This window comes from Pseudoalteromonas sp. 1_2015MBL_MicDiv (assembly GCF_002407505.1).
Classification (GTDB): Bacteria; Pseudomonadota; Gammaproteobacteria; order Enterobacterales; family Alteromonadaceae; genus Pseudoalteromonas; species Pseudoalteromonas fuliginea.
Genome location: NZ_CP012737.1, coordinates 3920567 through 3934568 on the forward strand (window position 1 = coordinate 3920567; position 14002 = coordinate 3934568).

Consider the following 14002-nt stretch of genomic DNA (forward strand, 5'->3'; position numbering starts at 1 on the left):
TGATTCGTAAAAGGGTTTTATCGAAAACTTAATCGGCAAATTCAACTGGGATTCTCATTAAAACTATTATTTAAAGTCTTGATTAGTAATTAGCAGTAAAATCACATATTGAATCAAGCTTAGAATAAAAACCGCAATATCAATAAAGTGCTAAAAATACCTGCTAAAGGGAAAGGTTTTGAATTACTCTGTCATCTTAAGTTATTTAGTAAGGGGTGACTTAATATATCACCATAAAAAGGATCTATTTTATAAATAAATCGACAATCACTGGCTCAAAATGTAAATGTATGTCCGCTTACCAACGAAAAACCGAAGTAACCAATATGATAACTATAGAAGAGCATGGCCTAGTAAATTATTACCCTGATAGGAAGCTATAGTAACCTGGTGATGAAAGCCCCTAACAATTTAAAGCACAATAGATAAGCAATAGTAAGCGCCGGCAATAAGCTCAGCTATTTAGCTTGAGAGTCCATTAGTAATCAGAGTTTAATACTTGGAATTTATACAGCGTTATTACTTGTTAACGGTCTCTCAATAGAAGAGTCTAAGCTCAATCGAACCACTGTATAAAAGGCTTTGATTGCAGCCAAAGCTTGGATATCACATTACCTAAACAAGGTTAAATAATAATTAACTTATGGGACTATTACCATACCAGGGCTTAGATGATATAACACCAATAAAAAACTTGAAAAACTCAACTGCTGGTCGTCGTTAAAAATGGGGGGGATTACCTGCCCTTTGTTGTATATTAAAGCTCGCAGTTTTTGATGGCAAAAAAAAGGAGCATATCTGCTCCTTATTCATCTTATTTCTCGCAATAAGTTAATATTACTTCTCCGCCAAGAGGGGTAATACTATTTTTCGGTTTCAAAAATACCAACCATTTTATTAAAAATTTCGTCGATTTTATCCGCTAAACTTTTAGCGCCACCGTTAATTTTTAATACTTCTTTTTTATCTAAAGTTTTCATTTTAAGAGATCCTGAATTTTATCCCAAATTTTCCCTATAACTGACTTTCCGCCATTTACTTCTTCTAATTGCACTGTATTTAGTTCTTTCATTTTAAGAGTTCCTGAATTTTATCCCAAACTTTCTCTATCACTGACTTTCCGCCATTTACAACTAAAATTTCGTCTTTATTTAAATCTTTCATTTTTATACCTCTTAAAATTATTTTTGTACTACGTAATGAACTATACTACCCATTACAGGGCCTCCAATTACTAATAACGCAACTGTACCACCTACCACTTGATCTTCACTTTTGTTTAATTCTTGCATCTTTATTCCTTATTATTGAAGTTTTTCGTAAATATAACCACCTGCCAAACCAGCTAGAAACATTATTGCTAGTGGGTTACCGCCATTAACTTGCTCTACTTGATGCGTATTTAATTCTTTCATTCTTATATCCTTTTCAATTAGTGTTATTACTTCGCGATTAAACGCCCTAGTTCCCAACCAGCTTTAAATGCTGCCCAAAGTGCATTACCACCATTCACTTCTTCTAACTGTACTGCGTTAAGTTCTTGCATCTTTATTCCTTATTATTGAAGTTTTTCGTAAATATAACCACCTGCCAAACCAGCTAGAAACATTATTGCTAGTGGGTTACCGCCATTAACTTGCTCTACTTGATGCGTATTTAATTCTTTCATTCTTATATCCTTTTCAATTAGTGTTATTACTTCGCGATTAAACGCCCTAGTTCCCAACCAGCTTTAAATGCTGCCCAAAGTGCATTACCACCATTCACTTCTTCTAACTGTACTGCGTTAAGTTCTTGCATCTTTATTCCTTATTATTGAAGTTTTTCGTAAATATAACCACCTGCCAAACCAGCTAGAAACATTATTGCTAGTGGGTTACCGCCATTAACTTGCTCTACTTGATGCGTATTTAATTCTTTCATTTTTATATCCTTTTCAATTAGTATTATTACTTCGCGATTAAACGCCCTAGTTCCCAACCAGCTTTAAATGCTGCCCAAAGTGCATTACCACCATTCACTTCTTCTAACTGTACTGCGTTAAGTTCTTGCATCTTTATTCCTTATTATTGAAGTTTTTCGTAAATATAACCACCTGCCAAACCAGCTAGAAACATTATTGCTAGTGGGTTACCGCCATTAACTTGCTCTACTTGATGCGTATTTAATTCTTTCATTCTTATATCCTTTTCAATTAGTATTATTACTTCGCGATTAAACGCCCTAGTTCCCAACCAGCTTTAAATGCTGCCCAAAGTGCATTACCACCATTCACTTCTTCTAACTGTACTGCGTTAAGTTCTTGCATCTTTATTCCTTATTATTGAAGTTTTTCGTAAATATAACCACCTGCCAAACCAGCTAGAAACATTATTGCTAGTGGGTTACCGCCATTAACTTGCTCTACTTGATGCGTATTTAATTCTTTCATTCTTATATCCTTTTCAATTAGTGTTATTACTTCGCGATTAAACGCCCTAGTTCCCAACCAGCTTTAAATGCTGCCCAAAGTGCATTACCACCATTCACTTCTTCTAACTGTACTGCGTTAAGTTCTTGCATCTTTATTCCTTATTATTGAAGTTTTTCGTAAATATAACCACCTGCCAAACCAGCTAGAAACATTATTGCTAGTGGGTTACCGCCATTAACTTGCTCTACTTGATGCGTATTTAATTCTTTCATTTTTATATCCTTTTCAATTAGTATTATTACTTCGCGATTAAACGCCCTAGTTCCCAACCAGCTTTAAATGCTGCCCAAAGTGCATTACCACCATTCACTTCTTCTAACTGTACTGCGTTAAGTTCTTGCATCTTTATTCCTTATTATTGAAGTTTTTCGTAAATATAACCACCTGCCAAACCAGCTAGAAACATTATTGCTAGTGGGTTACCGCCATTAACTTGCTCTACTTGATGCGTATTTAATTCTTTCATTTTTATTGGCTACCTATTTATATTATTTAAGTTGATTCATTAGATATCTAATGGCTTGCAGCCATGCACCCTCATGATAAACCGTTGAAACACCACCACTCACTACTTCCAACTGAACTATATTTAATGTTTTCATATACCTCTCCTATTGAAAAATCTTTGGAATAGTTGGGACTTTAGGTCCAATTACACAACCACCATCTACAATGCCACCATTAGCTTCTTTCACTTGCATTATGTTCAATTCATTCATGATATTTTCCTATTTTAAGTTTATTGTGTTTTAGTAAGTCTGATTAGATTTTGGTATTTCAATAGGGCCACATATTACTGGTCTGCTTCCAGTAGAAACTGCACCACCTGTTGCTTCTAAGCTTTCTGTACAATTTAATAATTTCACTTTTAATCTCCAACGCTTTAATTTATCTACGCTACAATCGAAGCATAATTTTTTATAATATAAATATTGCAAGGCCAATAAAGGCTGGATTTATAGACATACCACCATTGACGTTGTTTATTTGAGCTCCATTTATATTCTTCATTATTTTCATTTTTATCTAGCAATGAGGTCTAAAATAATCTCTATAAAAGTAGGTGGAGATCTATCTACTGCTACATCACAACCACCATTTATTTTCTCTAATTGAACAACATTTAACTCTTTCATTTATTTCTCCTTTTTTATTAATTAACTTATTAAAAAACTGCCATCTGAACTTGTATCTATAAACTCTTCATTTTCAATATTTAAGCTATTTATTTTCTTTATAGCTTTAGTTCTTGAACCTAAATCAGGCTTATCTACTTCTATTGCTTCACCATACCTAAGCTCTATAACTCTATCTGCACTGGCTATTGTTTCAGGCCTGTGTGCAATAATAATACGTGTCACATCTAGGTTTTTTACTGCTTCGTTTACCGAAAACTCTAGCTTTGTATCTAAATTACTTGTTGCTTCATCCATAAACAGAATTTTAGGTTTTCTGTACAAAGCTCTTGCAAGTAATAAACGCTGTATTTGCCCGCCCGATAACGCAGCTCCCATATCACCAACAAGTGTGTTGTAGCCCATTGTCATTTGTAAAATATCGTTATCTATAGCTGCAATTTTAGCCGCCCATTCAACTTGTTGCATATCGAGCTCTGGGTCAAAAAACGATATATTGTCAGCTATTGAGCCTGATAGAAGCTGGTCGTCCTGCATTACAGCTGCAATCTGCGTTCTATATTGACCAAGTCCTAGCTGTCTAATATCAACACCGTCTACTTCAATCTTTCCTTCGTCGGGTTCAAACAATCCAAGCATTAACTTTGCAAGTGTGGTTTTACCGCAACCCGACGGGCCAATAATGGCGACTGACTCTCCGGCTTTAATTGATAGGTCTAAGTGTTTAAATACCGGTGCTTCTTTTTTGTTGTATCGGTAATTAATGCCTTTAAGCTCTATGTTGCCACTGATTTTCTTACCACTCATTTTGCCTTGAATATTTTGCTCTTTCTCAGTTAAAGAAATATCAGCTAGGCGGTTAAAATGAAGGCTAAGCATTTTAAATTCGATTATTTTTTCGATTAAGCTCGCCATTTTTTCTACAAATTGGCGTTTATAAGCCATAAAGGCAAACAACATACCGACCGTTAAATCACCTTCCATGACCAGCATGGCTGCAAAGTAAATAACTAGAACATTTTCAAGACCAAAGATAATTTTATTAAATGCTTCGTAGCCTATGTTTAAGTGTCCTACACGTATTCCTGAGTTCAAACTGTCTGCATACTTGTTATGCCATACACTTTGTCTTTGAACTTCTCGCCCAAACAGTTTAATCGTTTGGATACCTCTAACGGTTTCCATAAAGTTCGATTGCTCTTTGGCTTGGTTTACTATTACCTCTTCTGACATTTGACGAAGTGGACGATACATTGCAATTCTAAACACGGCATAAATGGCTATCGCTATTAAAACGATGACGCTGAGCTTTGGGCTGTATAAAAAAATCATAATAAGTGTTGCGATAGCCATCACACCATCGATAACCGCCTCTATTACTCCTTTAGTAAGTAACTCCTTTACTTGTTGCAGTGAGCCGAACCGAGAGACGACATCACCTATATGCCGTTTTTCAAAATACTGTAATGGTAATCTGATTAAATGATGAAATAGATTGGCACCAAGCTGTATGCTCATTAAATTACCAAAGTGCAATAATAAAACACTCCGTACAGCTCCCGTGACCATTTCTATTCCCATCAACAAGCCAAATCCAATTGCTAAAATAGCGAGTAGATTTTGGTCGTAGCTTAAAATCACTTCATCAACTACAAGCTGCATGTAGTAAGGGCTCGCTATTGCAAATGCTTGCAGTAATAGTGATAAAACAAACACTTTACCTAACGTTGACTTTAAACCTGTGACCTTGCTCCAAAAATCAGATAACTTTAAATTTACACGTGAATCTTCTGACTTAAACTCTTCTGTTGGGCTCAATTCCAATGCAACACCCGTGAAGTGTTTAGAAAACTCTTCCATTGTATATTTGCGTTCACCTAAACCCGGATCGTGTATCTCAATTGACTTTTTAGTTACCTTTTTAAGTACTACAAAATGATTCATATCCCAGTGTAAAATGCAGGGAGTTTTAAGCTGCGATAAATGATCTAAATCTAATCTTAAAGCACGAGAACTCAGCTTCAACTTATCTGCTATTTGCATCAGCTCTTCAAGGTTGGCACCTTTCAAAGATATTTCATGCTCTTGACGTAAACTTGTTAAGTCAGTTTTATATCCATAATACGCAGCAACCATTGCAATACTTGCTAATCCACATTCAGCTGCTTCTGTTTGTAAGATTACTGGAAGTCTTTTTACTCCACTAAATCTTAATAAATGCATTGGGTTTTCCATTATACTGCTCCCTTAATGCTATATATTGGCTCAAATAACCACTCAAACAGCGAACGACTATCTACCATAATGTCGGCCTCTAGTAACATGCCTGCTTGTAAAGGAACTGAAGCCCCATAAGCTTGCGCATTTTGATTTGTTAGCTCAACTACCACCTGGTACATAGGCTCTTGAAGCGACACGGGTAAAGCAGTCTCATTTGGTAAAAGTATTGATTTAGATACACTTTTTATTACTCCGTCATATATACCAAAGCGTTGGTACGGAAATGCTTGATAACGAATGCGTGTACCTTGTCCTTTCTGCACAAATCCATATGCTCTTGTGGGTACAAAAAGAACGGCTTCTAATTTTGTGTCCTCTGGTAAAACAGCCATCAATGGGTAATTTGATTGCGCCATCATTCCAGGTTTAACCAACAAGTTACTAATGCGTCCACTACGCTGGCTACGAACATCATAACTACCTTGTGATTCAGCTTGGCTAATCTGCTGATTTATATTAGCTAATTGAGAACGTAGCTGTGATTCAATCTCTTGTTGATTCATCGGCATTTGTATTAATTCAAACTGGTACTGACTGAGTAACTCTTTTTGCGTGAGTAAACGCGCTTCTAAATCTTCTGCTTGTTGCTGAATCGCAAAATAATTATCTTTTACCGTCTCTAAATCAGCATTAGAAGCAAATTGTTTTTCTATGAGCGACTCCGTATCAGCAACTCTCTTCTTACTCAAAACAACTCGTTTTTCTAATAATGTCAGCTGTTTTTGGGCCTGCTCCACCTGAAAAGTCGTACTCGCTATTTGAGATTCTAATTTTTCAAGACTCACTTCAGCTAATAACTTTTGATTTTGTAAGTTTTCATTTAAAAATTGCTTTTGCTTGGTTAACTCACTCACAATCACATCATTAATGTCGTTGCCTGAGGCCAGTAACCTTTCTATGCGTATCCGTGCTAATAACTGCCCTTTTGCGACATGATCCCCTTCTTCAACAAAAATTTCATCAATAACACCGGTTGTTAAAGGGTAGACTTTAGATAGCCCTGTTGTTGGCCGCAAATAACCGGAAACAACTTCTTTTCGGTGGTATTCACCTAATACAAGATATGTAAAGCCAACAACAACAATTCCTAAAATTAAACCCAGGATCCATTTAAAAGACATATGAGTTGCTATAGTTACTTCCCCATCAAGTTTTTGTCCTTGATGGTCAATCGCTTCTTTACGAAATAAATCAGACATATTTACGCCATTGCCTCAGGTAGTGGTGTACTACAATGTAATTTCCATTCACCTGACTCTTTTACTAGCGAATGTAAATTGCTCGACACTTTATCTATAGCTTTACCATCTATCTCTGCTTTAAAATTAACTACATCCCTTACAACTAATAAGTCGTCTTGCTTTGCAATTAATGCAACATTTTGCAAAGTAAACTTAAAATCAAATTGCTTTCTTAGTGTTTCAAACTGTTGCTTAGTTGCATTAAATAAAGGGGAGCCAGAACAAAAATAATCCTCTAGATCATCTAAGCTACCATCGCAGATTAATGCATAGTAACTACTAAAATATTCATTAAGCGTCATAGTAAACTCCAAATTATTTAACTTTTAAAGAGGGTTTTTATTGCCGCCCTCTGATTCGATGGAATTTATATTCACAGATAATTATTCATTTAGCAAATGTAAGGATAATTTAAAAAATTATTTTTTTTCAGTCACTTAAGATAAAAAGTTATTTTAAAATAAGCTAGTAATAGTGACTAGGTTTGCTTTGCTAATATGATAAACATATTTACGGATATAAATTTCGAAAGGAATACATAAAGAAGTCTCATCTCAATAGTTGTTTGGGTCTAATTTAATTGGACGCTTCATTTATTGGCATTAATGCCAATAAATTAAAGAAAAAATATAAGTTAAAAAAGTAATACAAAAGCTACCCAGAAGCTTTTAAAGATAAAGCTATTTTAATAATAAAAGAGCGAGGCTACAGTACTGTAAAAGCTGCTAAGCCTCTTCGCGTCACCAACAATTCACTTTACAGATGGAAATATAAAGCAATTACTAAGTAGCAAGGGATTACTTTGGATGAATTTGAACGGGGTAAGTAAAAATAGATGAAAAAACGCTAAATCACGAATTCAAAAAGTAATACTAACTAAGGTCAGGGTGATATCAGGTGGTCAGTGCAACATGTTTTAAATAATATCATTAGGAGTTAAATAGTTTAATATCCTTCTAGTTCGATCATTTAGTTTTTAGCGATTTTAGGTCAAAGCCATGTAGGCTTGTCCTTTTGGGGAAGTACGACGCAACTTTATCAACATATACTTTAAGGTTTTACAGACGTATGCGATGACTATTTGAAAGTATGCGAAGTAGTTTAAGGTAACTATTTAAACACAAGCGGTAATTCTCCCAAGAAATAATAGAAGCCAAATATGGAATTTTCTCTTATTGTAAAGACAGGAGAAAATTATGAAAAAAGCACATTTTACAGACAGTCAAATCCTTGCCATTTTAAAACAAGCCGAAAACGGCGTGCCGATCCCTGAGCTATGCCGTGAACATGGTATGGGCAACTCAACCTTTTATAAATGGCGCGCTAAATACGGCGGCATGGATGCGCCTTTAATGACACGAATGAAAGAGCTTGAAGATGAAAATCGCCGTTTAAAGAAAATGTATGCTGAAGAGCGGCTAAAATCTGAGGTCATTCAAGAGGCAATGGCAAAAAAGTGGTAAAGGCTTCTGAGCGCAAAGTCTTGGCTCATGAAGTCGTTAGCACAAATAAAATGAGTATTGTCTTAGCCTGTCGTACTTTCATGATAAGTGAAACATGTCAGCGTAATTGGGGATTCGGTTTATGTTTTTTATATTTACGCAATGTTAAAGGCTACACATGGAATCATAAGCGTGTTTATCGTATTTACCGTGAGCTTGAGCTGAATCTGCGAATAAAGCCTAGAAAACGCCTAACAAGGGAGAAGCCTGAACCATTGGCTGTCCCTGAGGCCATTAACGAATGTTGGTCAATGGATTTTATGCACGACCAATTATCTGATGGCAGAGGGTGTCGCTTGTTCAATGTGATTGATGATTTCAATCGCGAAGGACTCACAATAGATGCTGACTTATCACTCCCCGCTGAGCGTGTTATCCGCTCACTCAATCAAATTATAGAATGGCGTGGTAAGCCAAAAGCTATCAGGTGTGACAATGGGCCTGAATATATTAGCCATAAATTAGCAGAGTGGGCGTTAAATAATAATATTGAATTACGATTTATTCAACCAGGTAACCCGCAACAAAATGCTTATGTAGAGCGGTTTAATCGCACGGTTAGGTATGACTGGCTAAGTCATTATATTTACAGTGATATTAGCGAGTTACAAGATAAAGCAACCGATTGGTTATGGACTTATAATAATCAACGCCCTAACATGGGTATAGGTGGCATAACACCCATACAAAAACTGGAAAAGTTAAACAACGGAAATTCTACAGATAGCCTCCATTAAAAATGGGGGGATTACCGGATATTAACAAAGGCTATAACTTTCTGTGGTCATAGGTTGGGTGAGTAGTTCACAGCATAAGCCAGCAATTCCACAAGTTGTTGTTAAATACACCTTAAGAAAGGGTGACGTGGGTATGTAAATATATACTACTATAAAATGCTTTTTAGATAGTTTGAAGTATAACTTTGAGAATTTAGTAAATAAGCCAACCAGATTTTTTATTAAAATATTCAGCCACTTATACAAAGTAAAACTAATTAGAACAAGTACATTTAGCAAATAAAAGTTTATCAGTGGAGAGGGAACTTCTTAACTAAAAAGTCCAGACTAGTCGACCTAAATAAGCTTAAATGGTTACGGTGAACGCTTACTCTCTTGAAAACCAAATAGTATCTGCAAAACTAATTGCAGCTGTAAAAAGCTTCATTAACCCCCTTATTTTTCATGCCTGAATTCTCATCTAAAAACTTAATTGAGACTAAAACAGATAAATTTTCTACCTTTACCACCTTAAAACGAAAGTCATATGCGTCTGAACATAAATAGCTCCCTCGCTTTATAGAGGTAATGCTATCTAAATCTTTATCACTAAGGGAAAGTACACCGTAAAATTCTTCGTTTTTAATTTTAAAAAGTAGCTCCCCCTTATAAAAAAAATCACCTTTTTCTAACCTTGACCCATATATGACATTGCCCTTTAAGGTAGAGTAAACATACTTTTTTGACTCATAATTATCATACGCCATTAATAGGTCCTTTTTATTAACGAGATCCCCGTTTTTGACATAAACTTCACTAATATTCCCTGACTCTCTGGAATATAAATACTCCTGAAGCTCGGGAGTATTTATATTAAAAATAGCGGAAAATGAAATTGCAGTATATAGATTGACTATTAACAAACCCCCCCTTACTTTATTAAATCAGATAAACGAGAAACAGAAGATAACATATCAACAGGAGAATCAGTCATAGTCGGTCTTACAATCGTTATCCCTGTTGCACCGTTTATCATCTTAGTTTGATCTAATGCTATAAGATTTCCTGCATTCAACTCTTTTGATTTTAGTACTTTTAAGTTTTTTTTCTTTAATACAATTTTCATAAATATTAATCCTATTATTAGTATTTGTTATCGTTTTTCGTGAACACGAATTAATTTATCCTAAAAATATAAAAAAATGTAATTATTAATTATTATTTAACAGCATAACAATTAGACTTAAGCTGTTGAAATTAATTAAATTATAAACATTAGCAAGTGAAAAGGTTGGCATAAGATAAAACTTGTTTTATTTTTAAATGAGCGATAGTATTTAGTTTCCTTATTGCATTTGCATTTCTCGCACATGTAGCCCAAAGTACCGCCATACTTTGGGCATATCCCTTTAAATTTATATAGCTTCCGAATTACTCTAATAACCGTACTACTCATGCTTAAACGCTGAAAAAAAAACTAATCGTTGATGATACTTGCCAAGAAAAAATAAGAATTATCATGCGTTACAAGCAGTTTTTCGAGGGATACCGAATAGCTCCCTACTTACGCTAGGGTTTCAGTCATAGAGAAGTTAGAAAGTGCTTGAAAGTCATTCAAAGCACTATAAATATTGAGGCCCGCCGTAATAATATTATCTGTACGCGGTTGCGCATTCTCAAAGCAAATATTTACTTCGGCAACCTTTATCATCATGAGAACAAAGTTTGAGTCTAAAGCTTAATGGATTGCTCCGGCAGTACATTAGCAGAGGTATAAAATTAAGCACAGTAATGGACAAATAGATTATGCAAGAGCAACGTGACAGAACTAGAGTCTAGGGAAATAACTTTATTACAAACAACTGAAGTTATCTGAAATACACTTAGAGTGTGTGACTTAATTTAGCTAGTTGTACATTATAGACTTGAATTCGCAGTTACCAAAACGCAGTAAACTTACATCCTAAGTAATGCCACATTTTCTAGCATTAAAACCTCAAATTAAATGCAAAAAATACTGCGTTAAGTTTGAATAGAATTTTTCGGGCTTTAGTCTAATATTAAACCTTAACTTTTTGCAATTAAAAGAAATTAGATTAGCGAGTAACTCAAAAGTTAAAGATATTAAATAAAATTGATTTTATCCAGAAATAAACAGCAAGATTAAATTAAGCACCAATCTGTTCAGTCAACTTTTGTGTTTTAAGTAACAAGTATGTGTTCTATAGAAAACGCACAAAGTCACAGCCAATTAAGTTATTACATATAAAGATACAAAGGAGTTTTCTTTGGAAAAACCAATCAAATTTAAGTCGTACTAATTTTGATATATAGCGCTCACCTTACAAAACAGTAATTTATTTTTTCTATAGTGATAACCTCACAAGTTCATTATTCACTAACTCTGATACTTCTAATGATAGGGTATTTACTGTACTCGAAGAATTAACATTTAAAATGAGTTCTTCGGTCTTATTAACTTCATATACTTTTTTAGGAATAACTTTAATGCCTTCAGAAAAATCATATTCGTAAACAGCTTTCCCCGTTGAGTGATAAAGTTTATTTTGACTTATTGATAAAGAGTGTTTATAAGCTGATTGTTTAACTTTAAAACCTTTTGTTTGCTCCCCTGTAGATAAATCGAAAAATATCAACATATCTAGATTATTCAAAAAAACGAGTTTATTATCAAGTAACTGGCCAAACCACACAGCATTTTTTACTGGCAACAATATACTATTAGAGTTGCTCCTGTTAAAAATATAAGCAGTACTATTCGTAGTAATTTCACCTTGTACAATATAGCCAATATTATTTTCTTGCAAATAATTAACCGAGATTAAATTACCTTTTGGGGTAATGACATCTTTAACCGATAAATCTTCATATCTGAGTATTTCTATTTCATTTTTATTAATACCAAGGGCTTCTTGGGAATCAGAAGATATTTTAAAGTCCTTATATCTTAAATTTACCTTTTTAGACGTGACCTTACCGTCTTTGAATACTGTATTTAACTTAATTAATCCCCCATCCCTACTTAAAAAAACAACATTTTCTCCAACTATATTTGCAAAGCCACTTTCTAGCTTTGATACACGTTCAAAGTTTTTAGAAGTTAAATCGAACCTGTAAATATTATGAGAAAAAGGGTAAGTAAGCCCTAAAATATTTTTATTATCAATTGGATAGGTTACTGAGTAAACACTTTCACTATCCACTTTTGTCTTACTTTCTAAACGATTATTTCTTAATGAGTATTCGTAAAAAATCTCTTCTTTATTGTCATACCACAACAATGAATCTGTTTCATTTTGGTAATTAATTGACCATATTCTACTCTTAGTCTCGTATAGTTTTATTTGTGCGCCACCTTCCAAATCCGTCATATATAATTCACTAGAATTAAATTGGTGTCTTTCAAATATAATTTTGTTTTTACTTTTTATAAAGTAGAGAAGCTTATCTCCATACGAATTTAAGTTTGGCGAACTTATTTGAAACTCATCACCTGTGCTTAAGTTTCGATTAACAAGGGCTGACAATTCTGAACGCTTCCTGTAACCATATTTTGAGTAAATATAAGAGTTGTTAGCTAAACTTAAAGCGTTTACTTGATGCGAAGGCTCACACTCGAATAAAAATTTACTATCAGCATTACCTGTTAAACCAACCTCCCACAGCTCACATTTACCTTCAGTTTCTAAACTATAAATTGCACGTTCGCTATCAATTGACCAACCTGCTGGGAATATATTAGCGTTTACTTCTGAGATTTTTCTCTCTTGCCCGGTATTTAAGTTTTTTAATAAAAGTGCTGAATATGATTGATCTTCTTCAAGGAATGAAAGTGCGACAGTTGAGCTGTCTGGGGAAAGTATCATTCGACTATACACTCCCTGTAGCCAAGAAAGCGTTTCTTCGTTAAATTTTTTCTCTACAATCTTTGAGCTTTTTGTTTCAACCTTTGATAACGTATCTTTTTGTTTATTGCCATTTTGATTTAGTATGCTTTGAAGCATGAAGATACTACTAAAAAATCCTAAAATTAACATGGCTATTAGCACTATTAACTTTTTTTGTTTTTTATTAGGTGTTTCTTTTAATGCGCTAACTTGGCCCAAAGCCAAAGATTCGTCTTCATAGTAAATAACTTCCGGCTCTAAAAAAAAACTATAGCCCTTTCTGTAGTGTGTTTTTACTACTAAACCGCGTTGAATTTCAGATTTTAGGACTTTTCTAAGTTCTGACATTGCTCGGTTAATTGCGTTGTCATCAACATAGTGTTGGCACCAAACATCATCAACAAGATCTTGACGGGTAATAATCTCGTCTTTATTTATGATCAAATAACATAAGATTTTAAAAAGAAGAGGCTCCAATTCTCTTTCTACTTCACCATCAGAAATTATTTGAAGTTTTGGATTAAGGCTCCACGCACCAAACTTGATTTCTTTGACACTACGGGGGAAATTTACTTCTTTCATAATTGTTATAACCCAACATCCATATCACAGCTTGAGAATAAAAAATGTTTAAACTGTTTCAAATGGGAAAACATTAACGAGAGATTAACAGCTATATAAAGTAATGTCATCTGAACAGTCACAAAAAAGCCCACATAAAGTGGGCTTTTTAAAACCGGATAGGC

General features: G+C 34.3%; 7 protein-coding genes and 1 pseudogene. 2 read left to right on the forward strand and 6 right to left on the reverse strand.

Annotated features, from left to right (window positions below; translation table 11 throughout):
- Positions 1 to 3630: 3630 nt before the first annotated feature.
- Genes AOR04_RS17480 through AOR04_RS17490 form a run of 3 tightly spaced genes read right to left on the reverse strand, consistent with a single transcriptional unit; the run spans position 3631 to position 7432 of the window.
- A complete protein-coding gene (locus AOR04_RS17480) occupies positions 3631 to 5844 on the reverse strand; it encodes a peptidase domain-containing ABC transporter (RefSeq protein ID WP_096794045.1) in 2214 nt (737 codons plus the stop codon).
- Positions 5844 to 7088 (reverse strand): HlyD family secretion protein, encoded by a 1245-nt coding sequence (locus AOR04_RS17485; RefSeq protein WP_096794046.1) that lies wholly within the window; start codon positions 7086 to 7088, stop codon positions 5844 to 5846. Before AOR04_RS17485 ends, AOR04_RS17480 begins: the two co-directional genes overlap by 1 nt.
- Before the next feature lie 2 nt (positions 7089 to 7090).
- Positions 7091 to 7432, reverse strand: coding sequence for a hypothetical protein (locus AOR04_RS17490; RefSeq protein ID WP_096794047.1), 342 nt, complete (start codon positions 7430 to 7432; stop codon positions 7091 to 7093).
- Positions 7433 to 7791: 359 nt separating this feature from the next.
- Between AOR04_RS17490 and AOR04_RS22155 the strand changes: the two are divergent.
- Positions 7792 to 7920 (forward strand): annotated as a pseudogene (locus AOR04_RS22155) (hypothetical protein); the annotation flags it as partial.
- A 406-nt stretch (positions 7921 to 8326) separates the two neighbouring features.
- Positions 8327 to 9369, forward strand: a protein-coding gene (locus AOR04_RS17495; protein WP_096794048.1) for an IS3 family transposase whose coding sequence is annotated in 2 segments (ribosomal slippage) — positions 8327 to 8579 and positions 8579 to 9369 — 1044 coding nt in all. Because the reading frame shifts where the segments join, the coding sequence is not laid out codon by codon here.
- A gap of 401 nt (positions 9370 to 9770) precedes the next feature.
- On the opposite strand, the gene AOR04_RS17500 is transcribed toward AOR04_RS17495, so the two are convergent.
- The 3 genes from AOR04_RS17500 to AOR04_RS17510 all read right to left on the reverse strand — a co-directional run bounded on the left by AOR04_RS17500 (position 9771) and on the right by AOR04_RS17510 (position 13838).
- Positions 9771 to 10115, reverse strand: coding sequence for a hypothetical protein (locus AOR04_RS17500; protein WP_157770562.1), 345 nt, complete (start codon positions 10113 to 10115; stop codon positions 9771 to 9773).
- 164 nt (positions 10116 to 10279) lie between these two features.
- On the reverse strand, positions 10280 to 10474 hold the full coding sequence (locus tag AOR04_RS17505) for a hypothetical protein (RefSeq protein WP_096794050.1): 195 nt from the start codon (positions 10472 to 10474) through the stop codon (positions 10280 to 10282).
- Between the two features lie 1240 nt (positions 10475 to 11714).
- Entirely contained in the window at positions 11715 to 13838 is a 2124-nt protein-coding gene (locus AOR04_RS17510; protein ID WP_096794051.1) for a winged helix-turn-helix domain-containing protein, read from the reverse strand.
- Between the last annotated feature and the right edge of the window lie 164 nt (positions 13839 to 14002).